General features: G+C 70.1%; 27 protein-coding genes. 24 read left to right on the forward strand and 3 right to left on the reverse strand.

Annotated elements, in window-relative coordinates; all coding sequences use genetic code 11:
* The first annotated feature begins 26 nt into the window (after positions 1–26).
* Genes KVF89_RS14705 through KVF89_RS14715 form a run of 3 tightly spaced genes read left to right on the forward strand, consistent with a single transcriptional unit; the run spans position 27 to position 2262 of the window.
* A complete protein-coding gene (locus KVF89_RS14705) occupies positions 27–965 on the forward strand; it encodes an SDR family oxidoreductase (protein WP_257426562.1) in 939 nt (312 codons plus the stop codon).
* Positions 962–1408, forward strand: coding sequence for a DUF4345 domain-containing protein (locus tag KVF89_RS14710; RefSeq protein WP_257426563.1), 447 nt, complete (start codon positions 962–964; stop codon positions 1406–1408). Before KVF89_RS14705 ends, KVF89_RS14710 begins: the two co-directional genes overlap by 4 nt.
* Positions 1405–2262 carry an alpha/beta fold hydrolase gene (locus KVF89_RS14715; protein ID WP_257426564.1) on the forward strand — a complete coding sequence of 286 codons (858 nt, stop codon included), beginning with the start codon at positions 1405–1407 and terminating at the stop codon, positions 2260–2262. Before KVF89_RS14710 ends, KVF89_RS14715 begins: the two co-directional genes overlap by 4 nt.
* 12 nt (positions 2263–2274) lie before the next feature.
* Here the strand turns inward: KVF89_RS14715 and KVF89_RS14720 are convergent, their stop codons facing one another.
* Positions 2275–3522 (reverse strand): PucR family transcriptional regulator, encoded by a 1248-nt coding sequence (locus KVF89_RS14720; protein WP_257426565.1) that lies wholly within the window; start codon positions 3520–3522, stop codon positions 2275–2277.
* Positions 3523–3671: 149 nt separating this feature from the next.
* On the opposite strand from KVF89_RS14720, the gene KVF89_RS14725 reads away from it, so the two are divergent.
* The 14 genes from KVF89_RS14725 to KVF89_RS14790 all read left to right on the forward strand — a co-directional run bounded on the left by KVF89_RS14725 (position 3672) and on the right by KVF89_RS14790 (position 18711).
* The gene (locus KVF89_RS14725; protein ID WP_257426567.1) at positions 3672–4619 is read left to right on the forward strand and encodes a 3-hydroxyacyl-CoA dehydrogenase; all 948 of its coding nucleotides are present in this window, start codon (positions 3672–3674) and stop codon (positions 4617–4619) included.
* A gap of 35 nt (positions 4620–4654) precedes the next feature.
* Positions 4655–6202: a flavin-containing monooxygenase gene (locus tag KVF89_RS14730; RefSeq protein ID WP_257426569.1), complete on the forward strand. Its 1548-nt coding sequence runs from the start codon at positions 4655–4657 to the stop codon at positions 6200–6202.
* Positions 6199–7122, forward strand: a complete 924-nt coding sequence (locus KVF89_RS14735) for an alpha/beta fold hydrolase (RefSeq protein WP_257426570.1) — start codon at positions 6199–6201, stop codon at positions 7120–7122. The genes KVF89_RS14730 and KVF89_RS14735 overlap by 4 nt, the downstream gene beginning before the upstream one ends.
* A gap of 150 nt (positions 7123–7272) precedes the next feature.
* Positions 7273–8049, forward strand: coding sequence for an SDR family NAD(P)-dependent oxidoreductase (locus KVF89_RS14740; protein ID WP_257426573.1), 777 nt, complete (start codon positions 7273–7275; stop codon positions 8047–8049).
* Positions 8050–8132: 83 nt separating this feature from the next.
* Positions 8133–9728 carry a thiamine pyrophosphate-binding protein gene (locus KVF89_RS30425; protein ID WP_257426575.1) on the forward strand — a complete coding sequence of 532 codons (1596 nt, stop codon included), beginning with the start codon at positions 8133–8135 and terminating at the stop codon, positions 9726–9728.
* 23 nt (positions 9729–9751) lie between these two features.
* Complete coding sequence (locus KVF89_RS14750; RefSeq protein ID WP_257426577.1) at positions 9752–10549, forward strand: crotonase/enoyl-CoA hydratase family protein; 798 nt, start codon at positions 9752–9754, stop codon at positions 10547–10549.
* Positions 10546–11823, forward strand: a complete 1278-nt coding sequence (locus KVF89_RS14755; RefSeq protein WP_257426579.1) for a CaiB/BaiF CoA transferase family protein — start codon at positions 10546–10548, stop codon at positions 11821–11823. Before KVF89_RS14750 ends, KVF89_RS14755 begins: the two co-directional genes overlap by 4 nt.
* Positions 11820–12956, forward strand: a complete 1137-nt coding sequence (locus KVF89_RS14760; RefSeq protein ID WP_257426581.1) for an acyl-CoA dehydrogenase family protein — start codon at positions 11820–11822, stop codon at positions 12954–12956. The genes KVF89_RS14755 and KVF89_RS14760 overlap by 4 nt, the downstream gene beginning before the upstream one ends.
* On the forward strand, positions 12953–13978 hold the full coding sequence (locus KVF89_RS14765; RefSeq protein ID WP_257426583.1) for an acyl-CoA dehydrogenase family protein: 1026 nt from the start codon (positions 12953–12955) through the stop codon (positions 13976–13978). The genes KVF89_RS14760 and KVF89_RS14765 overlap by 4 nt, the downstream gene beginning before the upstream one ends.
* A complete protein-coding gene (locus tag KVF89_RS14770) occupies positions 13975–14385 on the forward strand; it encodes a cupin domain-containing protein (protein ID WP_257426585.1) in 411 nt (136 codons plus the stop codon). The genes KVF89_RS14765 and KVF89_RS14770 overlap by 4 nt, the downstream gene beginning before the upstream one ends.
* Positions 14382–15134: an SDR family NAD(P)-dependent oxidoreductase gene (locus tag KVF89_RS14775; RefSeq protein WP_257426587.1), complete on the forward strand. Its 753-nt coding sequence runs from the start codon at positions 14382–14384 to the stop codon at positions 15132–15134. Before KVF89_RS14770 ends, KVF89_RS14775 begins: the two co-directional genes overlap by 4 nt.
* A 1-nt stretch (position 15135) precedes the next feature.
* On the forward strand, positions 15136–15924 hold the full coding sequence (locus KVF89_RS14780) for a short-chain dehydrogenase/reductase (protein ID WP_257426589.1): 789 nt from the start codon (positions 15136–15138) through the stop codon (positions 15922–15924).
* Between the two features lie 26 nt (positions 15925–15950).
* Positions 15951–17915, forward strand: a complete 1965-nt coding sequence (locus KVF89_RS14785; protein ID WP_257426590.1) for an FAD-dependent oxidoreductase — start codon at positions 15951–15953, stop codon at positions 17913–17915.
* Positions 17905–18711: an NAD(P)-binding domain-containing protein gene (locus KVF89_RS14790; protein WP_257426592.1), complete on the forward strand. Its 807-nt coding sequence runs from the start codon at positions 17905–17907 to the stop codon at positions 18709–18711. Before KVF89_RS14785 ends, KVF89_RS14790 begins: the two co-directional genes overlap by 11 nt.
* A 37-nt stretch (positions 18712–18748) precedes the next feature.
* Here KVF89_RS14790 and KVF89_RS14795 read toward each other — a convergent pair whose 3' ends face one another.
* A complete protein-coding gene (locus KVF89_RS14795; protein ID WP_257426593.1) occupies positions 18749–19444 on the reverse strand; it encodes an IclR family transcriptional regulator in 696 nt (231 codons plus the stop codon).
* Between the two features lie 252 nt (positions 19445–19696).
* On the opposite strand from KVF89_RS14795, the gene KVF89_RS14800 reads away from it, so the two are divergent.
* The 6 genes from KVF89_RS14800 to KVF89_RS14825 all read left to right on the forward strand — a co-directional run bounded on the left by KVF89_RS14800 (position 19697) and on the right by KVF89_RS14825 (position 24688).
* Complete coding sequence (locus KVF89_RS14800) at positions 19697–20917, forward strand: ABC transporter substrate-binding protein (RefSeq protein WP_257426594.1); 1221 nt, start codon at positions 19697–19699, stop codon at positions 20915–20917.
* A gap of 37 nt (positions 20918–20954) precedes the next feature.
* Positions 20955–21842: a branched-chain amino acid ABC transporter permease gene (locus KVF89_RS14805; protein WP_257426595.1), complete on the forward strand. Its 888-nt coding sequence runs from the start codon at positions 20955–20957 to the stop codon at positions 21840–21842.
* Positions 21829–22812 (forward strand): branched-chain amino acid ABC transporter permease, encoded by a 984-nt coding sequence (locus KVF89_RS14810; RefSeq protein ID WP_257426596.1) that lies wholly within the window; start codon positions 21829–21831, stop codon positions 22810–22812. Before KVF89_RS14805 ends, KVF89_RS14810 begins: the two co-directional genes overlap by 14 nt.
* Positions 22809–23567 (forward strand): ABC transporter ATP-binding protein, encoded by a 759-nt coding sequence (locus tag KVF89_RS14815; RefSeq protein ID WP_257426598.1) that lies wholly within the window; start codon positions 22809–22811, stop codon positions 23565–23567. Before KVF89_RS14810 ends, KVF89_RS14815 begins: the two co-directional genes overlap by 4 nt.
* A gap of 73 nt (positions 23568–23640) precedes the next feature.
* Complete coding sequence (locus KVF89_RS14820) at positions 23641–24282, forward strand: ABC transporter ATP-binding protein (protein WP_257426599.1); 642 nt, start codon at positions 23641–23643, stop codon at positions 24280–24282.
* 25 nt (positions 24283–24307) lie between these two features.
* Positions 24308–24688: a nuclear transport factor 2 family protein gene (locus tag KVF89_RS14825; protein ID WP_257426601.1), complete on the forward strand. Its 381-nt coding sequence runs from the start codon at positions 24308–24310 to the stop codon at positions 24686–24688.
* A gap of 115 nt (positions 24689–24803) precedes the next feature.
* Here the strand turns inward: KVF89_RS14825 and KVF89_RS14830 are convergent, their stop codons facing one another.
* Complete coding sequence (locus tag KVF89_RS14830; RefSeq protein ID WP_257426603.1) at positions 24804–25418, reverse strand: TetR/AcrR family transcriptional regulator; 615 nt, start codon at positions 25416–25418, stop codon at positions 24804–24806.
* Between the two features lie 93 nt (positions 25419–25511).
* On the opposite strand from KVF89_RS14830, the gene KVF89_RS14835 reads away from it, so the two are divergent.
* Positions 25512–26759: an NADH:flavin oxidoreductase/NADH oxidase family protein gene (locus KVF89_RS14835; protein ID WP_257426605.1), complete on the forward strand. Its 1248-nt coding sequence runs from the start codon at positions 25512–25514 to the stop codon at positions 26757–26759.
* Positions 26760–26764: the final 5 nt, after the last annotated feature.

Genomic DNA, 26764 nt, shown 5'->3' on the forward strand with positions numbered 1-26764 from the left:
GGCCACGCCTTCGCCTCGCGGAGGCGGTGGACGCCCGGTTCGACGATCGCGAGCTCGGCCCGCGTGGCGGCGTACCGCTCGTCGTCCAGCACCACTTCACCGAGACGGAACTCCATCCCAACGAGCTTGAGGGGAACCACATGCCATCGGTACTCGTGACAGGCGCCAGCCGAGGAATCGGACTGGCCATCGCTCGGCACCTGAGTGGTCGGGGCTGGGACGTCTACGCCACCGCGCGCTCAGCCGCCGACCTGCAGGACCTCGGCCGGCTGCCGAACGTGCATCCCCTCGAGCTGGATGTCACCGATCGCTCTGCCGTCGCCGGTCTGCCCGACCATCTCCCGGCCCGTCTGGACGGCGTCGTCAACAACGCCGGGATCATCGTCCAGGGTCCCGTCGAGGGGCTGGCGCTCGATGACCTGTCGCGTCAGCTGGAGGTCAACGTGACTGCTCAGATCGCGGTGGTCCAGGCCGTGCTTCCTCGGCTGCGTGCGGCCCAGGGACGGGTGGTGTTCATGTCCTCGGTCAGTGGGCTGATCACGCTCCCGGGCACCGGTGCCTACAGCGCCTCGAAGTACGCCCTCGAGTCCCTGGCCGATGCCCTGCGGATCGAGCTGCGCCCATGGAGGATCCCGGTGTCCCTGATCGAGCCCGGCCCCACGCGCACCGACATGTGGGGCGGAGCTCTCGACGACTACGACCGCATGACGAGTCAGCTCAGCCCTGCCCATCGCGCGCTGTACGCATCGCACCTCGTCGGCAATCGGAAGCTGCTGGGCCGTATGCAGAGGCTCGCGGGCGATCCCGGCAAGGTGGTCAAGGCCGTCGACCGCGCACTCACCTCCAGGCACCCGAGGCGCCGCTACCGGTGCGACAACGTCAGTCGCGCGCAGTTGGCACTCGTGTCCATCACCCCGACCGCCGTCAACGACGCGGTGTTCGCTGCTGCCACCACGTCGAGATGAGCACCACCATGGTCCACTCCGCACCAGCGATGCGTAGCCGCCGACGTCTCCAGTGGACCCTGGGGGTCCTGGCGGCGGTACCGATGGCCAGCGCCGGCCGCGAGATCGTGCTGGGCCCCCGAGGGGTGCCGGGCGGGTCGCCGCAGGTGACGCCCACGGTGGACAGTGCCCTTCGGTACGCCAACGTGTTCAAGTTCGCCGTGGGGCCCGTCGTATGGTCCCAGCTCGGGCGGGTGGAGAGGTCGCCCGCCGTGACCTATGCACTCTCGAGCCTCTTCGTCGGCGGCCTCGCGCGCCTGCTGTCCTGGCGGCAACGAGGACGTCCCCACGCGGTCACCGTGGGCGCGGTCGCCCTCGAGCTCGCAGCGCCACCGTTGCTGGTCGGGTGGCAACGGCGCGCTCGCGCGCACACGATCACATCACGTAGGGGAGAGCCGTCATGAGTACCAGCGAGGGACCGACCATCACGTCGTACGCCGAGGCGCCGACGCGCACCATCACGGCCGGCGAGGTGAGCTACGCCTATCGGGAGCTCGGGCCGAAGGGCGCGATCCCTGTCGTCTTCCTCGTGCATCTCGCCGCGACCCTGGACAACTGGGACCCCCGCATCGTCGATGCGATTGCCGAACGCCGGCACGTGATCGCCTTCGACCAGCGCGGCGTCGGCGCCTCGACCGGGACGGTTCCCGACACCATCGAGGCGGCTGCCGATGACGCCTACGAGTTCATCGCGGCGCTCGGACTGGAGACCATCGACATCTTCTCGTTCTCGATGGGAGGCTTCATCGCCCAGGACCTGATCGTCAAGCACCCGGACCTGGTCCGCAGGCTGGTGCTGACGGGGACCGGACCGCGGGGTGGCAAGGACATCGACAAGGTCGTCGGCGTGACCTACTGGGACATACTGCGCGCCACCCTCACCCGGTCGGACCCCAAGGAGTTCTTGTTCTTCAACCGGGATGCGATCGGGAAGGCCGCTGCGAAGGAGTTCATCGAACGGCTCGAGGAGCGCACGGTCGACCGGGACCGACCGATCACGTTCAAGGCGCTGCGCACCCAGCTGAAGGCGATCCAGAAGTTCGGCCGATCCGCGCCTTCCGACCTGTCGACGTTCCCTGCGTCGGTCCTGATCGCCAACGGTGATCATGACCGCATGGTGCCCACGGCGCTCTCCGAGGACATGCACCGCCGCATCAGCGGCAGCGAGTTGATCATCTATCCCGACTCCGGCCACGGCGGGATCTTCCAGTACCACGAGCAGTTCGCCCCGGTGGCCGCCGCGTTCCTCGCCGACTGACGAGCTGCGACCTCAGGCTCGGGGCCCGTCGCTGGTCCCCGGCGGCGGTCCCATCCAGTGCAGGATCTCCAGCGCGACGCCGATCTCGAGTCCGTTGGTCGCCAGCGGCGCCGGGAGCATGGCCTCGGCACGCTGGATGCGATTGAGGACCGTGTTGCGATGGGTGAACAGGACCCGTGCCGCCCGCGACGCGTTGAACTGCTCGCGGATGTAGGTGCGCAGCGTGGACTGCAGCTCCGGGTCGGCCGTCGCCAGCCGGCCCAGTGACCGAGAGACGAAGTCGCGGGCTCGGACGTCGTCGTGGGTCGCCAGGGCCACGAGCTGTACGTCGGCGAACGTGGCCACCCGCAGTGTGGGGAGTCGCTGGACCAGGCGCTGGGCCTCGACCGCGTCGAGATGGCTGCGCCGGAAGCCATCGACACCGGTGTCGTCGGGCCCCACGGCGATGCGGACTCCCTGGAACTGCGCGGTCGCGGCTTCCAGTGCGCTGGCCTCGACCCGGTCCGCGTTCGCCAGCCAGGTCCACGTCGAGGAGGAGCTGGCGATGACGCTGAGCACCTGACGCGCCCGCGTCGCCGTCCCCACGGCCTCGGCGGCACGCCGCAGGGCGCGCGGATCCGGCTCGCGCGGATCCATCCACAGCACCACAGCCGTGTGGCGACGGTCGAACCGATAGCCCAGGCGCTCGCTCGCACGCTCCGTCGTCATCGGCGCCCCCTCGAGGAGCAGGCTCACGGTCTCGAACCTCTGTGCGTGCGTGCCCCTGGTCAGCTCGGCGCTCTCCGACTCGAGCAGCTCGGTCAGAGCCGCAAGAGTGTCGTCGATGTACCGGTTCAGCGAGCCGACGGCCACGTCCAGGGCCTCCTGGAGGGGCGCCGGGGCGGTGGACACCGTGAACGCCAACCTCATCCAGTTCCTCCACAGCGCGCTCTTCCCCGCGTGGTACGCCGCAGGGAGGTCGTGCGCCACGCCCAGGCGGAAGGCGTCGCGTGCGATGCCGACGACCTCGGTGCTCAGGTTGACCGCGACCGGCTCTCCCGGGTCGCGCAGGAGTGACGCGGCCCAGTGGAGGTTGTGGCCACGAGAGCTGGCCATCACCTCGGCAGACAGAGAAGGCTCCGAGCGGAACATCTCGCGGATGGACGCGAAGACGGCGTCGTGCTGATCCGCCAGCACGGCGGGGGGCTCGTCCAGCAACAGCTCCGAGACGCCGCGGATGATCGCCGCGGCGTCGGGCGACAACCTCGGGGCGCGCCTCACAGCCGCAGCATAGCGGTCCGGCTTGGGCATTGTGCCCAACTGCGCCCGAAGGCTTAGGCAGAGCGCCGTTGTTCGGCCGCCCCGCCGGCCTGAAGGTTGTGATGACCACCACACCGGCCTTCGAAGGGCTCGAGGAAAGAAGCCGCAACATGTCATCCCTCCATAAGCTGACCGTCCTGGGAGCAGGAGTCCTCGGCGGCCAGATCGCCTGGCACAGTGCGTTCAAGGGCAAGACGGTCGTCGTCTACGACATCACCGCCGACGCGCTCGACCGTTGCCGGGCCACGCACGAGCAGTACGCCGAGATCTACCTGTCCGAGGTCGGTGCGAACGAGGTGGAGATCGCGGCGACCAGGCAGCGCCTGAGCTTCACGACCGACCTCGCCGAGGCGGTCGGCGAGGCTGACCTGGTCATCGAGGCGGTCCCTGAGGTGCCCGACATCAAGGCCGATGTCTACCGGAAGATGTCCGGCATCCTGCCGGCGCACACCCTCGTGGCGACCAACTCCTCGACCCTGCTGCCGAGCGACTTCGCGCCCGACACCGGTCGTCCCGAGCAGTTCTGTGCCCTGCACTTCGGCAATGGGATCTGGGCCATGAACTTCGCCGAGGTGATGGCCCATTCCGGAACGGCGCGGGAGACGCTCACGCAGGTCACCGAGTTCGCCATCGAGATCGGCATGGTGCCGATCCCGGTGCTCAAGGAGCAGAACGGCTATGTCGTCAACAGCTGGTTCGTTCCGTTGCTCAACGCGGCCCAGACGCTGGTGACCAACGGCATCGCGCGGCCCGAGGACGTCGACCGCACGTTCATGATCGGCGGGCGGACGATCGGGCCGCTGGGCCTCATGGACATGGTCGGCATGAAGACCAGCTACGACGTCCTCGCGCACTGGGGCAACGAGCTCGGCGACGCGCAGATGACCGCGAACGCGGCGTACATCAAGGAGCGTTTCCTCGACAAGGGCCTGTACGGCGTGCCCACGAACGAGGGCTACTACGTCTACCCGGACCCCGCCTACGCGCGCCCCGGCTTCCTCGACCTTCCCGACATCTCGGTTGTTCCGCACCTCGTGTCTCTCCTGTCGCCGCGCTAGTCCACGCACCCACGTACATGAAAAGAGGAACCGACATGAACCGCGACTCAGCAACGCCCCCGACCTTCGAGCACGTCGACGTGCTGGTGGTGGGCGCCGGACTCACCGGCATCGGGATGGGCTACCACCTCAGGACCCTGCAGCCGGACAAGACGTTCGCCATCGTGGAGGCGCGAGAGGCGATCGGCGGCACCTGGGACCTCTTCCGCTATCCGGGGATCCGCTCGGACGCCGACCTGCACACGTTCGGATTCGGGTTCAAGCCGTGGACCCGCGACAACGCGATCGCGAACGCCGACGAGATCCTGGACTACTTGCAGGAGACCGTCGATGAGTTCGACCTGTCTCAACACCTCCACCTCGGCCACAAAGTGGTCGCAGCGAACTTCTCCACGGAGGAGGCCCGCTGGGTGGTCACGCTCGAGCGAAGCGGTGACGGCGAACGGTTCGACGTTTCGTGCGGCATGTTGTTCTCCGCCGCCGGCTACTACGACGTCGACAACGGCTACACCCCGCACTTCGAGGGGCGCGAGCAGTTCGAGGGCGACATCGTGCACCCCCAACACTGGCCGGAGGACCTCGACTACACGGGCAAGAAGGTCGTGGTCATCGGCAGCGGCGCCACGGCGGTCACCCTGATCCCCGCGATGGCAGAGACCGCCGGTCACGTCACGATGCTGCAGCGCTCGCCGTCGTACGTGCTGCCGGCCCCGCGGCAGGACCCGATCGCCAACACCCTGCGCCGACTGCTCCCGGAGCGGGCGGCGTACGCGGTCACCCGATCGATCAACGTCAACAAGCAGGACCTGCTGTACAAGGCCAGCCGCCGGTTCCCGAAGCAGATGCGGGCGCTCGTCCGTAGGGTCAACATGGGCGCCCTCCCCGAGGGCTACGACGTGGACACGCACTTCAAGCCCAGCTACGCCCCGTGGGATCAGCGGATGTGCGTGGTGCCGGACTCCGACCTGTTCAAGGCCATCTCCAGCGGCGCCGCCTCGGTCGTGACCGACCGCATCGAGCGCTTCACCGCACAGGGGATCCGGTTGGCGTCGGGAGCGGAGCTCGAGGCCGATGTCATCGTCACTGCAACGGGCCTGAACATGGTGCCGTTCGGCAAGATCCCGCTGCAGGTGGACGGCACGAGCGTGAACCTGCACGACCACGTCGCCTACAAGGGCCTGATGGTCAGTGACATCCCCAACTTCGTGTTCACCGTCGGCTACGTCAATCACGCCTGGACGCTCAAGGCCGACCTGGTCGCTCAGTGGTTCTGCCGGCTGCTGGCGCACATGGACCGGAACGGGTTCGCCACCGCCACCCCGGTCGTCGACGACGCGACGATGACCATGGCGCCGCTGATCGACATGGGCACGGGGTACGTGAACCGGGCGATGCACCTGTTCCCGCAGCAAGGCTCGCGCGGCCCCTGGAGGCTCGACCAGGACTACAAGGCGGATCGAACCATCCTGGGCACGGACCCCATCGAGGACTCCGGGCTGGTGTTCTCCGAGGCAGCCGGACACTTCGCCCAAGTGGCCGAGGCCGCTGCGCTCGGCTCATTGGCGGCGAGTACGGCCCGATGAGCACGCCGACCTTCGTCACCGTCGCCGGTCGACGCACCCGTGTGCGCATCGAAGGCGATCCGGCGCGCCCGCCGGTCGTGTTGCTGCACGGCATCGGGCGCAGCCTCGAGGACTGGGGACCTCAGTTCCCGCGTCTTCGCGACACCCACCGGGTGATCGCCCTCGACCTCCCCGGCTCCGGATTCTCAGCGCGGTCACGCCAGCCGACGACGCTGGAGGTCCTGGCCGGCGGCGTACTCGAGACCCTCGACGCCGTTGGCGAACAGCGGCCGGTGCACGCCATCGGGAACTCGCTCGGGGGTGCGGTCGCGATGCAACTCGTCGTCTCCGCGCCCGACCGGGTGGCCAGCCTCGGCCTCGTGAACAGCGCGGGCTTCGGCGCGGAGGTCGCGCTGCCGCTCCGTCTGCTGGCAGCCCCGGTGCTGGGCGGCCTTGCGGTGCGCCGGACCACGCGGGGGAGTGCGCTGATGGCCGAGCGGCTCAGCTTCGCGGACCCGGCGCTGGCGACCTCGGCGCGCGTCGACCACGCCCTGGCGATCGCCGCTCAGCCCGATACCGCGGCGGTGCTGCTCGAGACCGTGCGAGCGCTCGCGACCGTGCGCCGGGTCAGGAGCGACTGGCGCGATCGGCTGACCGGCTCGGTCGCGACGCTGTCCTGTCCCACACTGGTGCTGTGGGGCGACCAGGACCGCGTCCTGCCACCACACCACCTCGAAGCGGCGCGGCGGCTGTTCCCTCATGCGGAGACGGAGCTGTTCGCCGGGGTCGGTCACATGCCGCAGATCGAGTGCCCCGACGTCTTCGCTAGCCGCGTTCTCGCGTTCCTCGCGGACACCGACCGCGCCACATCGTCGGCGAAGCCTCGGGCCCACCCGTCGTCCAAGCGCGGCTCTCGCCGCGGCGTCGCGTCCCCCGCCTGACCGGGCCCTTCGAGGAGACCGCCCGGCCCGGCCGGCCGCCCGGCACCTGCCACAGATGCTCATCGACAACCCGGAGCATTCCTTCGTCGACCCTCTGGCTCTAGAGTCTAACGGATTCCAGTAGCACTCTACGTAAATGCGGAGAACGAGGTGAGATGGTTGCGGACCATGGTGGTGACCGGTGGTGCGAAGGGCATAGGGCGCGAGATCTGCCTGCAGGCCGGGGGTGAGGGCTACCGCGTCGTCGTGGCCGACCTTGACGAGGGTGGGGGCCGCGCGACCGCCGAGGATGTCCGGGGGCGCGGCGGCGCGGCAGCCTGGACGTACGTCGACATGGCGGATCCGGCCTCGGTTCGGGCTCTCGTGGACGGTGTTGTCGCGGCGCATGGCCGTCTCGATGTCCTCGTCAACAATGCGGCGGTGACCCGAGGGCTCGGCTTCTTCGAGGTCGGCGTCGACGACTGGAACCTCTTCTTCGACACGAACGCCCGTGGCTGCTTCTTCGCCATGCAGCGAGCCGCCGAGGTGATGGCCGACCGCGGGGGTGGCGCGATCGTGAACATCGCGAGCATCGCGGGCAAGGGATGGTCGGGTACGTCGAACATCGCCTATGCCAGCACCAAAGGTGCGGTACTCGCCATGACCCGAGTCGCGGCGTCCCAGCTGGGCCACCTGGGCGTCCGCGTCAATGCGGTCTGCCCCGGGGTCACCGACACCGCCCTCCTCGATCAGGTCGTACGCGAACGCGCCGAGCAGGGGGGTGCCCCGGTCGAGGAGCAGCGGGCGGCCCTGGCGTCGCTATCGAGCCTGCGGCGTCTCACCGCCCCGCGCGACATCGCCGGGGCGGTCCTCTATCTGGCCTCCGACGCCGCGCAGGGGGTGACGGGACAGTCTCTCAACGTCGACAGCGGCATCATCTGGGACTGATTACGTAACTACGCATAATCGTATGGGATTGCGTAGAAAGGTGATCTGGTGCCATAGTGGTGCGCGTCACGAGAGGGGTCGCTGTGAAGATCTACGAGCAGGTCTCGGCGTTGCTCGCCAAGCACGGGACCGACACCATGTTCGGGCTGATGGGTGACGCGAACATGTATGTCGCCGGAGCGTTCGAGAACGGTGGCGGTCGCTTCGTGCGTGTCGCCCACGAGGCGGGCGCGGTCGCCATGGCCGACGGGTACGCCCGCATGTCGGGACGGCCCGGCGTCGCCACGGTCACACACGGTCCCGGCGTGACCAACTCGCTCACCGCGCTGATGGAGGCACAGCGCTTTCCCTCGCCCGTCCTGCTCATCACCGGAGACACACCTCCTGAGGCGACGCATCTGCAGCGGATGGACATCGCTGCGGTGTGCGCATCGCTGGGCGTGGCACACGAGTACGTCCACCGTCCCGAGTCGGTCGGGCGCGATGTCGGCCGGGCGGTGCGCCGGCTGCAGGACGGGCCGGTCGTGCTCAACCTGCCGCTGGGCCTGGGCAAGGGAGAGGCGACGCCGGGCGCCGCGACAGTGCAGCCGGCGCCCGCACCGGCTCCCGCGGAGCCGTCCGACCTCGACGCGGCGCTCGGCCTCATCGCTTCCGCGTCCCGCCCGGTCGTGCTCGCCGGCCGTGGAGCACTGGCTGCCGGGCCGCCGCTGCAGGAGCTTGCGGACCTGCTCGGCGCTCCGCTCTTCACCACGGCGCTGGGGCGGGGCCTGTTCGCCGACCACCCGCGTCACCTCGGCATCATGGGCAGCCTCTCGCACGAGCTCGCGGTACAGGTCTTGGCCGACGCCGACTGCATCGTCGCGTTCGGCGCGACGCTCAACAAGTACACGACCATGGCCGGTGAGCTGGTCGCCGGCAAGCACCTGGTCCAGGTCGATACCGATCCGGTGAAGCTCGGGTGGCTCGTCGAGCCGGACGAGGCGGTCGTGGGCGACGCCGCCATCGTGGCCTCACGCATGGTCGAGTCGTTGCGCGAGGCGGAGGTGGAGCCGGCGCGTGCGTGGTCGGCCCAGGCCGAGCAGACGCGACGGTCCGTCGGGGCGTGGGTCCCGGACGACCAGGGGACGGCATCGACCGTCGACGTCCGGATCGCCAGCCGGGTGCTCAACGAGGTGCTGCCGGATCACGCCGCCGTGGTCAGCGACGTGGGTCGCTTCGTCGCGGGCGTATGGCCCTATCTGGATCGTGTCGGGCCGGGCGACTTCACGGCGATGACCGGTTTCGGGTCGATCGGGCTGGGGTTGGCGGCCGGGACGGGGGCAGCCATCGCGCGCCAGGGCCGCGGACCGGTCGTCGTGCTCGTCGGTGACGGGGGATTCATGATGAACGCCTCCGAGCTGTCCACGGCGGTGAGAGAGCGGTTGCCCCTCGTCGTCGTCGTCCTCAACGACGGCGCCTACGGCGCCGAGTACATGAAGCTCGTGGCCGAGGGGTTCGACGCCGCGGCAAGCTACAACGTCTGGCCCGACCTGGCCGAGGTGGCTCGCGGACTCGGTGCCGCCGCCCACACCGCGCGCTCCGCTGACGAGCTCCGCGAGCTCGCGCCCGCGCTGCGCCGCCCGGAGGGGCCGGTCGTGGTCGACGTACGCCTCGACCCCACCCACCACATCCCTTTCTAGAGAAACCCGATCGGAAGAGAACCGTGCCCCCACCGCTACACATCGCCCGCGAGGGCGCTGTCGAGACCTGGACGATCGACGTACCCGATGCCGGGAACGCCGTCTCCGGCGCCGACATCGTCGCCTGCCTCGAGAGTGCCATCGACCGGGTCAACCGTGACGTCGAGGTCGGCGCCGTGATCTTGACCGGTGCAGGCCGGCTGTTCTCCTCGGGCGGCAACGTCAAGGAGATGGCCGAGCGCCGAGGGGTCTTCGCCCTGTCACCGCTCGACCAGCGCCATGCCTATGTCGACACGATCCAGCGCATCCCGCGTGCCATGGTGCGGTGCGAGGTGCCCGTCATCGCGGCGGTCAACGGGCCCGCGGTCGGAGCGGGTTGCGACCTGGCCATGATGTGCGACCTCCGCATCGCGGCCAGCGGCGCCTTCTTCGCCGAGAGCTTCGTCCAGGTCGGGCTGATCCCGGGAGACGGTGGCTCGTGGTTCCTGCCCCGCGTCGTCGGCGAGGCGCGGGCCGCCGAGATGACTCTGACCGGCGACCGGGTGCCCGCCGCCACGGCCCTCGAGTGGGGGATGGTCAACGCCGTCGTAGCGGCCGAGGAGCTCCTGCCGGCCGCCCACGCCCTCGCCGAGCGGATCACCAAGAACCCCGTCCACTCCGTCCGCATGGCCAAGCGCCTCCTGCAGGCCAGCCGGACCGACTCGCTCGACTCGGTCCTCGGCCTGGCCGCGGCCCTGCAGCCCCTTGCTCATGGCGACCCCGAGCACCACGAGCGGGTCGACGCCTGGCGGCGCGCGCGTGCCGACAGGAGCGGCGCATGACCCACCACACGCACGCCGAGACGAGGAAGACGACCACGATGGAGCCAGGTGCCCTGGACGGACTGACGGTGCTCGACCTCACCACCGTGGTGATGGGTCCCTACGCGACCGCCATGCTCGGGGACCTGGGCGCCGAGGTGATCAAGATCGAGTCGCTCGACGGCGACATGTCGCGCAAGATCGGCGCCAGCCGGTCTCCCGGCATGACCGCGCTGACCATGAACCTGCAGCGCAACAAGCAGAGCCTGGCGCTGGATCTGAAGTCGGTGGACGGTCGCGAGGTCCTCGAGCGCCTGGTCGCCCAGGCCGACGTCGTCGTCACCAACCTCCGGCCCCGCTCGAGGAAGTCCCTCGGCCTGACCTACGAGAGGCTGCGGCAGATCCGGCCCGACCTCATCTTGTGCACTGCACAGGCCTACGCAGAGGCCAGCGAGCGACGCGACTACCCGGCGTACGACGACATGGTGCAGGCCGCCTCAGGCGCCGCCGCGCTCGCCGGCCGGATCGACGGCTCACCGAGGTACGCGCCCTACGTCGTGGCCGACAAGGTCAGCGGCCTGCACATCGTCATCGGGATCCTCGCGGCGGTCGCCCATCGGCACTCGACCGGAGAAGGTCAGCACGTCGAGGTTCCGATGGTCGACACCATGATCCACTTCAACCTGGTCGAGCACTTCGGCGGGCACACGTTCGACCCGCCGGCGGGTGACTTCGGCTGGTCGCGGGTGCTCGTCCCGGAGCGGACGCCCTACCGGACCAAGGACGGCTTCGTCTGCATCCTGCCGTACTCCGACGCCAACTGGTCCGACTTCTTCGAGGCCGCCGGGCTCGGTCACCTGGCCGCGGACGTCCGCTTCTCCGACGTCGCGTCGCGCCACAAGCACATGGGCGACCTTCTCGCGCAGGTGCACACGCGCACGCCGCAGCGTACGACCGAGGAGTGGCTCGAGCTGTGCCGCGGACGCAACATCCCTGCCGCCGCGCTGCTCGAGCTGGGCAACGTCATCGATGACGACTACGTGCGCGAGCAGCGCATCGTCACCGCACAGGAGCACCCGACGGAGGGGGCCTACTTCAGCACCATCAGCCCGCTGCGACTGAGCGCCTCACCCGTGCGCCTGCGTCGCCACGCCCCCGCCCTCGGGGAGGACACCGTCGCGCTGCTCAAGCGGGCCTCCTACGCCGACGACGAGGTGCGGGCGCTCCTCGGCGCCGGTGTGGTGCGCGCCGCCAGCGACCCCCCGGAAACCAACGTCGAGGAGGCCGCGCGGTGACCACGACGGCGCACCCCGGTATCGATGAGCGCGCGCTGCTCGAGCTGCGCGGCGAGGTGCGTGACTTCATCGCCGACCAGCTCAGCCGCGGCACCTTCACCCCACGCCCCGACGCCTGGCTGACCGCGTGGTCCGCCGACTTCAGCCGCGCGATGGCCGAGCGCGGCTGGGTCGGCATGACGCTGCCACCGGAGTACGGCGGTGCCGGCCGGTCCTTCCTGGAGCGGTTCGTCGTCACCGAGGAGGTGCTCGTCGCCGGCGCACCCGTCGCCGCGCACTGGGTCTCGGACCGCCAAGCCGGCCCCAGTCTGCTGCGCTTCGGGTCCGAGGAGCTCAAGCGTGAGCTGCTGCCCCGCATCGCTGCCGGTCGCTGCTTCTTCGCCATCGGCATGAGCGAGCCGGACGCGGGCTCGGACCTGGCCAGCGTCCGCACGAAGGCGACCGCGTGCGACGACGGATGGGTGCTGAGCGGCACGAAAGTGTGGACGACGGGGGCGCACCGGGCGGACCACATGATCGTCCTCGCCCGGACCAGCGGTCGCCACGGCGACCGCCACCAGGGACTCTCCCAGTTCATCGTCGCTCTCGACGCGCTCGGCATCCGCGTGAGCCCGATCGTGTCCATGAACGGCGACCACCACTTCAACGAGGTGCTGCTCGACGACGTCCACGTCCCGAGCGGCCGGCTGCTCGGCACCGAAGGGGAGGGCTGGCGCCAAGTGACGTCCGAGCTCGCCTTCGAGCGCAGCGGACCCGAGCGGTTCCTCTCTGTCGCCCTGCTCGTCTCCCACCTCCTCGCCGCGGTGCGGCGCGGTGCGCTCTCGCCGACGGCGGAGCTGGGACGACTGGTGGCGCGCCTCCAGGCACTCCACCACATGTCCTTCGCCGTCGCTCGAACGTTGGACGCGGGGTCGCCGGCCGACGTGCCGGCGGCGATGGTCAAGACGCTCGGGACGACGACCGAAGGGGATCTCGTCGAGCTCGCGGCGCTGCTGACCGCGTGCTCGACCCGGCACGACGATGACCTTGACGCCGCTCTGCGGATCGCGACCGCGCAACTCCCTGGCTTCACGCTGCGGGGCGGCACGAACGAGATCCTGCGCGGCATCATCACGAAAGGGCTGCAGCCATGATCCGGAGCACCAGCGCGAGCTGGGGCGCAGAGGCGGTGGAGCCGGACCTCCGGGATCTGATCACCGCGGTCACCGCGGCTCACAGCGGCGGAGGTGACCAGGACGCGGTGCTGTGGGCCACGCTGCGTGAGCTCGGGCTGTCCGACCTGACGGGCAGTCAGGCGCGGGGCGGCAGCGGCGCGAGCTGGTGGGAGGCCGCCGAGCTCATCGCCGCCCTGGCACGCTCGGCCAGCGAGCTGCCGGTCGGCGACAGCGATCTCGTCGCCGGTTGGATCCTCGACACCCTGAGCACGGATGTCGTGCCGGCGCTGCGGGTCTGCTGGTGGGACGACGACAGCGCCCGCCGGCCGGACCTGCACCCGCTCGTCGAGCGGGTGACGGTCCTCCGGGAGGACACGTCCGGCCCGGTCGTGGCGGACGTCGCTGTCGATGAGGTGCGTGCGCGGCTGGGCTCCGGCGGCTGGGACTCCTCCGTGGAGTGGCAGCCGCTGTCCGCAGAGGTCGCCGAGCTCGCTGTTGTGCGCGCGGCGCTGGTGCGTGCCGTCCAGGTGGTCGGCGCGATGGAGGCGGCCACCGAGATCGTGGTCGAGCACGCGGCGACCCGGGAGCAGTTCGGGCGCCCTCTCCTGAGGTTCCAGGCTGTGCAGGCGCTGGTCGCCGACCTGGCCGCCGAGACTGCGCTGGCGAGGGCGGCGACCGCCGCCGCCGTCGCCGTTGCCGTGCGGGCCGGCGACGACCTGGAGGTCCTGCAGCCCGCCGTCGCCGTGGCGCGCTCGTGCACCGGGCACGGAGCCGCCGTCGTGGCGCGATCCGCACACCAGGTGGTCGGCGCCATCGGGACCACTCAGGAGCACGCCCTCCACCGTCACACCGGCGCCATGCTGAGGTGGCGATCGCAGGCCGGCGACACGCACTCCGCCGACCAGCAGGTACTGGCGCTCGCGCTCGCGGGCGCCAGCTTCAGCGACCTCGACCTCGACCAACCACTGAAGCCCGACCCATCGAACCGGAGGAAATCATGAGTGAGCGTCACCGCATCATCCCCGAGGGCATGCAGGCCCGCACCGTCGCTATCGCCGACGGCGACGAGATTCCCGGGCGTCGCACGTTCGCCCAGTACTTCGACCTCGGAGTCGCCGAGGCGAGCAAGGGCCTGGTCAGCACGCAGGTCACCCGGATGAAGAAGGGCATGTCGGAGGAGACGGGCTGGCACTACCACGACTGCGACTTCCAGTGGCTCCTGGTCACCAAGGGCTGGCTCGAGCTGACCTTCGAGGACGGTGAGACCAAGCGGGTCGACCAGAACGGGATGTGCTTCATCCCCGGTGGATACCGCCACAACGAGACCGGCACCTCGGACGACCTGGAGTTCATCGAGATCTTCATGCCGCCCAACCCGCCCACCGTCAAGGTCGAGTCACCTCTGTGAACGCCGTGGTGGGCCGGGACCGTCGCGGCGCGCTGGTGACCGGTGCCGGTCGCGGCATCGGGCTGGCGACGGCGCAGGCGCTCGCCGAGGACGGCTTTGCCGTCGCCCTGTGCGATGTCCTGCCCGAGGAGGGCCGGCAGGCCGCCGAGTCCCTGCGCCAAGCGGGTCACACAGCGGTGTTCGTCGAGCTCGACGTGCGGTCGTCGGCATCCGTCGCGGCCGGGGTCGAGGAGGCGGCTACCGCGCTCGGTGGCCTCGACGTCGCGGTGAACAACGCCGGCGTGCGTGCCGTCGCCGCGGTGGCCGACCTCTCCGACGAGGACTGGGACCGGGTCATCGACGTCAACCTGACCGGTGTCTTCCGCTGCATGAGGGCTCAGGTACCGCACCTGCTGCCGCGGCAGGGCTCGATCATCAACGTCGCCTCCATCTGGGGTCTCGCCGGGTGGCCGACCCGCTCGGCGTACGTCGCGGCCAAGCACGGGGTGGTGGGACTGACCCGCTCCGCCGCCCGTGAGTACGGCGCGGCCGGTCTGCGGGTCAATGCCGTGGCCCCCGGCCCCATCGGAACGGACGCTGCCGTCGCCACGGTCGGCGGCACATCGCCGGAGATGGAGGCAGTGGTGGGCCGCACGGCGATGGGCCGGCTCGGCCGGCCCGAGGAGGTAGCAGGCGCTGTGGTCTGGCTGGCGTCGGCGCCGTACGTGACGGGCGAGGTGCTCGCCGTCGACGGAGGGTGGGGAGCCTGACATGGACCTGGGGTTCACCGAGCACCACACGGTCCTGGTGACCGGTGGCTCGCGCGGCATCGGCGCGGCCATCGTGAAGTCCCTCGCGGAGGAGGGTGTGCGCGACATCCGCGTGGTCGCCCGCGAGCCGGACTCCCTGGCGGCGCTGGCCTCGCTGATCCGGGAGGACCACGGCATCGAACTCGGCCACGTCGCGCTCGATCTGTCCACCGAGGCGGGCCGCGCTCAGCTGTCCGACGTGATCCCCGAGGTCGACGTCCTGGTCAACAACGCCGGCGCGATCCCGCAGGGTGGCCTCGTCGGTGCCGACCTGACGGCCTGGCGCCAGGGCTGGGATCTCAAGGTGTGGGGCTATCTCGAGCTGACCAAGATGGCCCTCGAGGCCATGACGGCCCGCGGCTCGGGTGTCGTGCTCAACATCATCGGCGTCTCGGGGGAGCGCCCTGACGCGACCTACGTCGCCGGTTCGGCGGCCAACGCCGCGCTCATGACCATGACCAGGGCCGTGGGCGCCTACACCCTGGACCAGGGTGTCCGGGTGCTCGGCATCAACCCCGGTCCGGTCGAGACCGACCGCCTGGTCAACGCGTTGCGCGACCGCGCTGCCCAGGGACTGGGCGACGCCGAGCGCTGGCAGGAGTACGTCGAGGACTACCCGGGCAAGCGCATCGCCACCCCCGAGGAGGTGGCCCACCTGGCGACCTTCCTGGTGTCGCCCCGATCGGCCTACACCAGCGGCACGGTCGTGACGCTTGACGGTGGCATGGCCTGGAGGGGGCGCGCGTTGTGACCCGGGCTGCGACCGACGCTGGCCGGTTGTTCACGCCGCTCCGGATCGGCGCTCACGTCCTGCCCAACCGGATCGTCAACACGCCGCACCAGACCCACCTCGCGCACGGCGGCCGGGTGACGCCCGAGCAGATCGCCTACTACGAGGCCCGGGCGGCCGGCGGCGCCGGCATGATCGTCACGGGCAGCTGGGCGGTGTGGCGCCGGACCTGGACCACGCCTCTGGTCAACCTCGCCGCGGCCCCCGACGCGCATGCAGGGCACGTCGCGCTCGCGGAGGCCGTCCACCGTCACGGCACCGTGCTGGTGGGTCAGCTGCACGACGGTGGTCGGCAGGGCTCGTCGGCCTGGCAGCGCCTGCCGCTACTGGCGCCGAGCGCCATCGCGGACCCTGTCGTGCGAGAGATCCCCAAGGAGCTCGAGCACGACGAGATCCAGGAGATGATCGCCGCCCACGCGAGTGCGGCGGCCGCACTCTGCGACGCGGGCTGGGACGGTGTCGAGGTGTTCGCGGCGCAGGGTTACGCGCTCGCTCAGTTCCTCTCGCCCCAGGTCAACCGGCGCCACGACGAGTACGGCGGCGGGCTCGAGGCCCGGATGCGGGTGGTCCTGGACGTGGTCGCGGCGGTCCGCGATGCCGTCGGCCGGGGTCCCCTGCTCGGCGTCCGGATGAACGCCACCGACCTGGTCGAGGGCGGGCTCGACGTCGAGGACGCCTGCGAGGTAGCGCGGAGGCTGCAGGGCTCCGGGGCTGTCGACTACCTGAGCGTCAGCGCGGGCAGCAACGAGCTGTATCCCTCGTGGATCGCCGACATGGCCGCTCCCCGCGCGACCTTCGCCGAGGCAGCAGCCACCGTCTCCGACGCGGTCGACCTCCCGGTACTGGTCGCCACCCGCATCAGGGATCGCTCCGATGCGGAGCGCGTGCTGAGCGACGGCCGGATAGACATGGTCGGCATGACCCGTGCCCTGATCGCGGACCCCGACCTGCCGCGCAAGCTGCGGTCTGGTCAGGATGCCGCCGTCCGGCCATGTATCGGGTGCAACCAGGGCTGCCTGGGCAGCCTGCTCGCCGGGGGCGCCCTGCGGTGCACGGTCAACGTCGCGGTGGGGCGCGAGACGCTGCCGCCTCCGGTCGTGCGTCGCCGGCGACGGGTTCTCGTCGTCGGCGCCGGCCCCGCTGGACTGCAGGCTGCGGTCACCCTGGCCGAGCAGGGTCACGAAGTGACGGTGTGGGAGCGCGCCGATCGGCCGGGCGGGCAGGTCTCCTGGGCCCGGTTGGTGCCCACCCGTGCTGAGCTGGGCTCGATCGTGGACCACCTTGCCCAGCGCGTCCGCGACCTGGGGATCGATCTCGTGACCGGTCGGGATGCGCGCATCGACGACGTCATGGCCTGCGATGCCGACGTCGTCGTACTGGCGACGGGCTCGGTTCCCGACCGGACCGGCTTCACCAGCGCCCTACCGGCGGTGGCGGCCGTGCCCGGACACGACCGCCCGCACGTGCGCTCGGCGGTGGACGTGCTGGCGGCCGGTCCCCGGGGAGTCAGGGCCGTGGTCGTCGACGACGACCCCCACGGCCAGGCGACGACCGTCGCGGAGCACCTCGGGGCGCTGGGGATCGAGACCCACCTGGTCACCCGGTCCATCCACGCCGGGTCCTGGGCGGGACCCGCGAACCTGGAGCCGTTGCACCGCCGGCTGGCCGCGGCCCGCGTCCGGCTGCACACCTCGACGTGGGTGCAGCGGATCGACGAGGACCATCTCGTCCTGCGTGGCGTCTTCGACGCCCGCACCTGGCGGCTCGACGATGTCGATGACGTCGTCCTCGCTACCGGCAACCACGCCGACACGTCCCTGTACGAGGCGCTGCGGGCCGCGGGCGAGAGCCGGCCGGTCATCCGGCTGGGCGACTGCCTGGCGCCGCGTCGGCTGGATCATGCCATCTGGGATGCCGCGACGATCGACCTGGAGGTCAGCTGTGCTCCGTGAATCCGTGTGCGTGGTCGGGCTGGGCGGCATCGGTCACGCGATGGCGAGCCGCCTCGACGAGCGGGGGTGGACAGTCGTCGGAGTGGAGCCCGACGACGGCCGCCGCACGGCGTGGCTCGAGAGTGGTGCGCGGACGGCCCATCGCGACCTGGGCAGCGTCGACTGGTCCGGGATCGGCCACCTCGTGGTGGCGGTGCGGACCGAGGAGCAGGTGACGCAGGTTCTGGCCGCGTGCGCGGCGGCACCGACATCGCTTCGCATCCTCCTCGTCAGCACCGTGCGCCCCAGCTTCTGGCGGCGACCGCTCCCAGCGCCACTGGAGCTGGGGCGCGTGGTCGAGTGCCCTGTGAGCGGCGGCGAGCGACCCGCTCGCGACGGCACGGTGGCCATGTACGCCGCCGGGTGGCGCGAGGAGGAGGACGGGGCGTTGCTCGCGGACCTGTCCGACTCGATCGTGACCTTGCCCCGGCACGGCGACCCCGCACTCGTGAAGCTCGTCAACAACACCCTCGCCGCCTACAACGCCGCGAACGCAGCTCGCTGCCTGGAGTTCGTCACTTCGCAAGGAGTCGCCGGCGAGGACTTCCTCCGCGCACTCGGCCGGGGGTCCGGTCGCAGCCACGCGTCCGCGATCTTGCACCTGCTCTCGCGCAACCAGCTGGAATTGCTCGAGAAGGACGTACGCCTGCTCCGGGAGGACCACCCACAGGCACCGCGCCCGGCCGAACCGGCGGAACTCGCGGATCTCGTCGCCTCGGCCCTGGGCGAGATCGCCGATCCCGCCGCCGTCGTATGACCCTCGCCCGCAGCGCAAGCAGCTCCCACTCCTGGCCTCAGGGACGGGAGTCCCAGCGCTCCCGGTGCGCGACCAGTAGGTCGGTGAGCTCCTGGCGGCGGTGACCGATCTCTTCCTCGGAGCCCACGATGCTGACGGCACCCGTGGTGCGGCCGGACTCTCGCACCGCGATCGAGACGCCGTCGGCGACCTCGGAGGTGTGGGGGCCGGCGCATACGCCGGTCTCGCGGATCTCGTCGAGGGCGGCGAGGAAACGCTCCACCCGCTCCTCGTCCTCGGGGGGCAGCGAGGACAGGTAGGTCCAGAGGTCGCGGCGGGTGAAGTCGGCCAGCAGCACCCACCCTGCCGAGGTCCGGATGAGCGAGCGCCGGATGAAGTTCTTCGCCAGGTAGTCGTATCGCGGCTCGCGGGAGACGTTGTCGATGTAGAAGACGTCGGTGCTCACGGCGATGGACAGCAGGGTCGTCAGGCCGCAGCTCGCGTGGATCGACTCCAGGACGGCGTGGTCGATACGTGTGACCATGTGCCGCCCCGCGATCAGGTTGAGCAGGTACGGCGCGGTTCCGAGCGAGTAGCGACGATCGCGCTCGTCGAGGTAGCCGGTCGCCGCCAGGCCGTTGACGAGACCCTGGATCGAACTGACCGGTGCGTCCACTGCCCGGGCGAGCTCGGTCAGGGTCATGCCCTGCTCGCTGCGAGCGACGTGCTCGAGGACGGCGGCGAGCCGGTCCACCATTCGATGGCGACGACGTACCGGGGGTCCGGGTTCGGTCGAAGGGTCGAGGGCCACGATGTGTCTCCTGTGTCGACGGGGTAGGGGAGCAGGATAGGCGTTCATCACTCAGATCCGCTATTACGTAGAATAATCGGCTATTGCGTAACCTGGCTCATTCGGGGCATAGTGACGTGACGCATCTGCGTGACCTGCGTCATAAGCCGCGCGGTCACGACCCGAGCAGTGCTCACCCGACCTGGAGGAAACCCGATGAACCGAGTGACGACGTTGAGGAAGCTGACCGCCCCGGTCCTCGTGGCGGGCCTCGCCCTGCCGCTGGCCGCCTGCGGTGGTGAGGCCGGCGGTGGGGCCGAGGACGGCGTCGTCGTCTTCGGCCTCTCGGCGCCCTTGTCCGGCGACGCGGCCGGCTGGGGCAGCGCCTCCAAGTGGCTCGCGGAGAAGGCCGCGGACGAGATCAACGCGGCCGGCGGCATCGAGACCGAGGATGGCTCGGTCGAGATCGAGATCGTCATCCAGGACAACGAGTACACCGCCGCGGGCGGTGCGCGGGCCGCGCAGACGCTGCTGACCCGCGAGAAGGTCGACATGATCGCCTTCAGCGTGGGCACCGCCCCGGTGCAGGCGCTGCAGTCGATGACCGAGCGCCAGAAGGTCCCGATGATGACCTCGGCGTGGGGGAAGGATCTCAAGGGCCCTGACTTCCCCTACACGTTCACCGTCATCAACACCCCCTTCGAGGTGTTGCGCCCGCTGGCTGAGTACGTCCTCGAGGCTGAGGGCGGCTTCGAGAGCATCGCGCTGCTCGGCGTCAACGACGCCACCGGCATCCAGTCCGAGGAGGTTGCCCAGGAGGTGTGGGCAGAGCTCGGCGTCGAGGTCGTCAGCTCGGACTTCTACGAGCACGGCACGACCGAGTTCGCCCCGATCGCCACCAAGCTGCTGCGCACCAAGCCGGACGCCATCGACCTCACGACGGTCACCCCCGGGCCGGCGGGGCTGCTGCTGCAGGCACTCGAGGACCAAGGTTGGGACGGTCCCACCCTGCTCAGCGCGGGGACCGGCGGACAGGCGCTCGTCGAGGCCGCCAGCGGCGCCGCCGAGGGTGTCTACATGGGTCTGGCCGCGGACTTCTCCGACACCAACGCGACCGAGAAGCAGCAGGAGCTGCAGGCCGGTCTGGAGAAGGCCACCGGTGAGGACCTCAACGGCGTGACCATCGGTGCCTACGACGGCGTGATCGCGCTCGCTGCCGCGATCGAGGAGGCGGGCACGATCGAGTCCGACGCTGTGCGCGAGGCGCTCACGGAGATCACCTTCGAGAGCTCGTGGGGCGCCGCCGCCTTCGGCGCCGAGGACGTCTACGGGGCCAAGCAGCAGATCCTCACTCCGATGATCGTGACCCAGGTCCGCGGCGACGCCATCGTCGAGGTCGAGCGCATCGTCCCCGCCGAGCTCGAGTCGCTGCAGTGATCGGCCGCACGAGCACCGCCAGCAGGAGTTGACGCGCGTGGACCTCTTCGTCCAGATGACGGTGAACGGGCTGCAGATCGGTTCGGTCTACATCCTCTTCGCCCTCGGCCTGACCCTCATCTTCGGGGTCATGCAGGTGGTGAACTTCGCCCACGGGGCGCTGTTCGCGATCGCCGCCTACACGGCGTACGTGATCTTGACCTACGGCGCCGACCACCTCCCGGGCGTGCCGGCCTGGCTGCTCTACATCGGCTCGTTCGCGGTGGCGACGGTCCTGCTCGGGCTCATCGGCATCGCCTTGTACTACGCCTTCTTCAAACGCTTCGCCGGCGATCTGATCTCCACCCTCATCGTCACGATCGGATTCGCCCTGGTCGTGGAGGTGATCGTGCGGGAGACGTTCTCGGCCCAGCCGAAGTCGGTGCCGCCTGTCGTCGAGGGTCGCCTCTCGCTCCTCGGCGCCTCGGTCACCTGGGAGCGCGTCGTGATCTTCGTCGTGGCCATCGCGGTCACCGTCGCCGTCGCTGCGTTCGTTCGCACCACGATGACCGGCACGGCCCTGCGAGCCGTCACTTCCGACGCGGAGGCGGCCGCGCTCCAGGGCATCAACGTCACCCGGATCGCGCTCGTCGGGGTCCTGCTGGCCACGACGCTCGCCGCCGTGGCCGGTGTCCTGATCGCCCCTGCCACCGTGGTCACTCCGACCATGGGATTCGAGTTCTTGATGAAGGGCTTCGTCATCATCATCCTGGGCGGCCTCGGCAGTCTGACGGGGGCCATCTACGGCGGCCTGCTGGTCGGCATGGCCGAGAGCGTGGGCACGCAGATGCTGGACCTCACGACGGCCACGATCTTCACGTTCTGCGTAGTCATCCTCGTCCTGCTCTTCCGTCCTCAGGGGTTGATGGGTCATGCGGAGCTCTGAGTGGCTGGTGCCGGTCGGCGTCACCGCGGCCGCGGTCGTGATCGGTCTGGTGACCGGCCTGGGCGATGGGGTGGGGGCCTTGGTAGTGCCGTGGATCTGTATCCACGCCCTGCTCGCCATGGCGATGCGTCTGGTCATGCAGGTCGGTGAGATCAACCTGGCCGTCGGCGCCTTCTACGGCATCGGCGCCTACACCGCGGCACAGATGAACCTGCTCCTCGAGGCGCCGCTCCTGGTCTCAGTCGTCGCTGGCGGCCTGCTCGCCGGAGCCGCCGCCTTGGTGTTCGGCGGGCTGGTGCTGCGGGTCAGCGGGGCGGCCTTCATCCTGGTCAGCTTCGCGGCCAACGAGGTGCTGCGCCTGACGCTGACGAAGACGGAGTGGGTGGGGGGCAACTCCGGGCTGGTGGGCGTCTTCGCCGACCCCCGGGCCGTCGTCACCGCGATGGTCATAGTCACCGGCGTCGTCGCGCTGCTGCTCGTGATGCTTGAGCGGTCCCGATGGGGACGTCAGTTCGCGGTGGTCGAGAACAAGCCGCTCCTGGCGTCCTGCGCCGGGATCAACCCCCGGTCGGTCAAGCTGATCGCGCTGGTCGCCTCCGGCGTGATCTGCGGCGTCGCCGGTGGGCTCTTCGCCCACTACAGCTCCGTCGTCGCGCCTCCTGACTTCTCGTACATGATCTCCATCTCTGTGTTGGCGTTCGTGATGATCGGCGGCCGCGACCACCTTCTCGGGGCTGTCGTCGGTGCTGCAGTGCTGACCTACCTGACGGAGGAGATGCGCATGTTCGGGGCCTACGAGCCCGTCATCTACGGCGGAGCGCTCATGATCGCCATGGTGCTCATGCCCAAGGGCCTCGTCGGTGCCGCGCACGACGTGCTTCGGCGCGTCACCGACTCGCGAAGAGGCTCGTCCAGCGACCCGACGGGTGAGCCTTCACCTGCGCCCCGCGAGAAGGAGCGTGCCTCGTGAGCGCCCCCACTCCCTCGGTGCCACCGGCCCCGACACCCCCTCGTGCCGGCGGGCCGGTGCTGCACCTGCGCTCTGTCAGTCGTGCCTTCGGTGGGCTCAAGGCCGTCGACGACGTGACGCTGGAACTGCACGAGGGTGAGATCCTCGGACTCATCGGGCCCAACGGCGCGGGCAAGAGCACGCTGTTCAACATCATCAGCGGAGTCCATCCGGCCTCCACGGGCAGCGTGGTGCTCGACGGTCGTGACATCACCGGACTCTCCACGCACGCGATCACCCGGCGCGGCCTGAGCCGCACACTGCAGGACCACGGCGTGTTCGCGCCGCTGACGGTGAGGGCGAACGTCGAGGCGGTCCACGGCGCAACGCGTCGCAGCCGCGCCGGCCGTTCGGTCCAGGACCTGCTCGAGGCGTGCATGCTGGCCGACCTGGCCGACACGGTGGCCGGCGACCTGCCCCACGGGTGCGAGCGCCGGCTGAGCATTGCGATCGCGCTCGCGACGTCCCCCCGGCTGCTGTGCCTCGATGAGCCGCTCTCCGGGCTCAACGAGGAGGAGACCTCCGAGGTGCTCGATCTCGTCCGGGACCTTCGCGGCAGCTGGGGCATGACCGTGCTCTTCATCGACCACAACATGCGCGCGGTGATGCGTCTCTGCGACCGTGTCGCAGTTCTCGACCGAGGTCGGAAGATCTGCGACGGCCCACCTCACGAGGTCCAGAAGGACCCCCGGATGATCGAGGCTTACCTTGGCTGACGAAGCGACGAGCGCTGACATCGACGTTCGGTCCATCCGGGTGCGCTACGGACGCGCCCTTGCCCTGGACGGCGTGTCCCTGACCGCGAGGCGCGGCCAGGTCACCGCCGTCATCGGAGCCAACGGCGCCGGCAAGTCCACGCTGCTGAAGGCGATCATGGGGCTCGTCCCCGTCGCCGAGGGATCGATCCGCATCCGGGACGAAGATCGCACGAACGCCGAGACCAGGGATGTCGTGGCCGATGGAACCGCTCTGGTGCCCGAGGGCCGTCGACTGTTCGGTGACCTGACCGTCGAGGAGAACCTCAAGGTGGGTGGCTACCGCGTCCGTCGATCCGGCGGCTCTGCGTTCGACGAGGTCATGGCTCTCTTCCCGGAGCTCGAGCCCAAGCTGCGCATCAGGGCGGGGCACCTCAGCGGGGGCCAGCAGCAGATGGTGGCCATCGGGCGGGCCATGATGAGCCGCCCGCGGATCCTCATGCTCGATGAGCCGTGCGCCGGTCTGGCGCCCATCGTCGTCCAGCGCATCGCTGGCCTGTTCGGGCAGATCGCGCAGTCCGGGACGACGGTGTTGCTCATCGAGCAGAACGCGACAGTGGCACTCGACGTGTCCCACCACTGCTGCGTGCTCGAGACCGGCAAGGTCGTCCTGGCGGGCAGGTCCGACGAACTGCGCAACAACGACTTCGTGGCCCATGCCTACCTCGGCATCTGAGGCGTCGCCGTCACCGGCTGACCAGGTGGCTGCGTTCTGTGCCACGCTCACCGCTGGGCAAGCGTCCGACGCCCTCGCGCTCCTCGCTCCCGACGTCACCTGGTGGGTCGGCGGGTCGGTCCCGGGACTGTCCGGCGTCCGGCGCGGTGCCGACGTGCACGACCTCGTCCGAAACGTCCTCGTGGCCACGACGGACGGCTGCCTCGTCGTCACCCCACGGGCCTGGACGGTGGACGGGCCGCGGGTTGCTCTGGAGGCGCTGGTCGCGGCCCAGCTACGGAGCGGCCGGGCCTATCGGAACGAGTACCACTTCGCATTCACCGTCGGCCGGGCCGGCATCACGTCAGTGCGTGCCTACCTCGACACCGAGCACCTCCGGGCCACCTTCTTCGAGGCCCTTGACTGACCCCTCGAGACCGCTGGCTGCCCGGATGCCGACCAGCACGTCGCGAGGCCCGACGCTCGGTGCTGGTCGGCTGGCTCGAGTCCGTGGGCGCCGTAGCAGGCGACGGTGAAGGCTCTCAGTCGGATCCCTGACGGTTCGCGTGGGCGGGAGGGTGAGGAGCGGTGGCCAGGGCCACCGCATTGGCGTACGCCGCAGCGAGCATGCGGTCGGACAGGTCGGGGTCGGTGACTGCGCGGGCGGCCTGGAGGGACCCGACGAGCAGTGAGAAGAGCCCGATCGCACGCTGCTCGGTCCGTTCCGGGTCTCCGTCGTCGAGGTGACGTGCGATGGCCTGGATCATCGCGGTCGCCCCAGCGGTGTAGGCCTCTCGCACGGTCAGGTCGCAGCGACCGATCTCGTCCAGCAGGGCCGCCGAGGGGCAGCCGCCGGCGAGGTCGTCGCGATGGGCAGGGGAGAGATAGTCCCGTACGTACAGCTCGACCGAGGCGAGCCCGGCAGGCAGGGAGTTCACGACGGCGACCTGGTCCTCGAGCTGTTGTGCCACCACCGACGCGACGAGATCGTCCTTCGACGAGAAGTGGCCGTAGAAGGCACCGTTGGTGAGGCCGGCATCGGCGACGAGGGTTGCGATGCCGGAGCCGTCGATGCCGTCGCTCTTGAACCGGCGCCCGGCCGTCTCGATCATGCGACGCCGGGTCGCCTCCTTGTGCTCCGGGCTGTAGCGCGCCATGAGGGTCCATCTCCTTTCGGGGGCTTGCGGGGATCTTAGCATTACGTCCATACTATTATGATCGTACTGCAAACACGGAACCTGGAGCCTCTGATGGCCTTGCTTGCTGACCCGCTCGACCTGCCGTCCGGCGTACGCCTGCCCAACCGCATCGTCAAGGCGGCGCTGAGCGAGGCCCTGGGCGACGCCGACAACTCGCCCGACGACCGGATCGTCTCCCTGTACCGCCGCTGGGCGCAGGGCGGTTACGGACTCCTGGTCACCGGCAACATCATGGTCGACCGCGCGCATCTGGGGGAGCCGGGCAACATCGTGATCGAGGACGACCGCGCCCTGCCCCAGCTGACGGCGTGGACGAAGGTCGCCCATGACGGCGGCGCCCTGATCTTCGCGCAGCTGAACCACCCGGGGCGCCAGGCCAACCTCCTCGACGTCGGCCACCGCCCCGTGGCGCCCAGTGCTGTCCCGCTGGCGATGCCCGGGGCCACCACGCCACGTGAGCTGACCGGCGCCGAGGTCGAGGACGTCATCGAGCGCTTCGCGACCGCTGCCGCGGTCTGCGAGGAGGCCGGGTTCGACGGCGTCGAGCTCCACGCGGCCCACGGCTACCTGATCACCCAGTTCCTCTCACCGCTCACCAACCTGCGCACCGACGAGTGGGGAGGCACTCCGGAACGGCGGATGCGGTTCCTGATCGAGGTCGTCCGGCGCGTGCGAGCGCGGGTGAGCCCGGGCTTCGCCGTCGCCGTGAAGCTGAACTCCGCCGACTTCCAGCGCGGCGGATTCACCGAGGACGACTCCCATGCCGTCGTCGCCACGCTCGCCGACGAGGCCGTGGACCTGATCGAGGTCAGCGGCGGCAGCTACGAGGCCCCGGCCATGGGCGGTTCCGAGGCGTCCTCGACCCGTGAGCGGGAGGCCTACTTCCTCGACTACGCACGGTCGGTGCGGCGCGAGGCGGGGTCGATTCCGATCGCGGTGACCGGTGGCTTCCGTAGCCGCGCGGCGATGGAGGAGGCGCTGGACGCCGGCGACTGCGACCTCGTCGGCATGGCCCGACCGACGGTCACCACGACCGATGCAGCAGCCGCCGTCCTCGAAGGGCGCACGACCGTGCTCGGGACGCACGAGATCCGGGCCGGGATGCGCCAGATCCTCGGCCGGTTCACCGATCTGAAGGCGCTCGACGGCTTCTTGAACATCAGCTGGAACACCGATCAGCTGCACCGGCTGGCCCGCGGGCAGGAGCCGGACCTGGGTCGTGGCGCGCTGCGCACCGCCGTGGCCATGGTGCGCCGCAACGGCCGGGTCTCGTTCACCTCGCGCCGGGGGCTGAAGTGAGTCGC

This window comes from Nocardioides carbamazepini, from assembly GCF_024614185.1.
Taxonomy (GTDB): domain Bacteria; phylum Actinomycetota; class Actinomycetes; order Propionibacteriales; family Nocardioidaceae; genus Nocardioides; species Nocardioides carbamazepini.

What these genes read in the sequence shown, in the direction of transcription:
- KVF89_RS14830 (WP_257426603.1), bottom strand. Translation starts at nt 25,418, where the DNA reads ATGGCGCGCTACAGCCCGGAGCACAAGGAGGCGACCCGGCGTCGCATG.
- KVF89_RS14765 (WP_257426583.1), top strand. Translation starts at nt 12,953, where the DNA reads ATGATCCGGAGCACCAGCGCGAGCTGGGGCGCAGAGGCGGTGGAGCCG.
- KVF89_RS14725 (WP_257426567.1), top strand. Translation starts at nt 3,672, where the DNA reads ATGTCATCCCTCCATAAGCTGACCGTCCTGGGAGCAGGAGTCCTCGGC.
- KVF89_RS14810 (WP_257426596.1), top strand. Translation starts at nt 21,829, where the DNA reads ATGCGGAGCTCTGAGTGGCTGGTGCCGGTCGGCGTCACCGCGGCCGCG.
- KVF89_RS14800 (WP_257426594.1), top strand. Translation starts at nt 19,697, where the DNA reads ATGAACCGAGTGACGACGTTGAGGAAGCTGACCGCCCCGGTCCTCGTG.
- KVF89_RS14755 (WP_257426579.1), top strand. Translation starts at nt 10,546, where the DNA reads ATGACCCACCACACGCACGCCGAGACGAGGAAGACGACCACGATGGAG.
- KVF89_RS14730 (WP_257426569.1), top strand. Translation starts at nt 4,655, where the DNA reads ATGAACCGCGACTCAGCAACGCCCCCGACCTTCGAGCACGTCGACGTG.
- KVF89_RS14770 (WP_257426585.1), top strand. Translation starts at nt 13,975, where the DNA reads ATGAGTGAGCGTCACCGCATCATCCCCGAGGGCATGCAGGCCCGCACC.
- KVF89_RS14715 (WP_257426564.1), top strand. Translation starts at nt 1,405, where the DNA reads ATGAGTACCAGCGAGGGACCGACCATCACGTCGTACGCCGAGGCGCCG.
- KVF89_RS14780 (WP_257426589.1), top strand. Translation starts at nt 15,136, where the DNA reads ATGGACCTGGGGTTCACCGAGCACCACACGGTCCTGGTGACCGGTGGC.
- KVF89_RS14735 (WP_257426570.1), top strand. Translation starts at nt 6,199, where the DNA reads ATGAGCACGCCGACCTTCGTCACCGTCGCCGGTCGACGCACCCGTGTG.
- KVF89_RS14710 (WP_257426563.1), top strand. Translation starts at nt 962, where the DNA reads ATGAGCACCACCATGGTCCACTCCGCACCAGCGATGCGTAGCCGCCGA.
- KVF89_RS14835 (WP_257426605.1), top strand. Translation starts at nt 25,512, where the DNA reads ATGGCCTTGCTTGCTGACCCGCTCGACCTGCCGTCCGGCGTACGCCTG.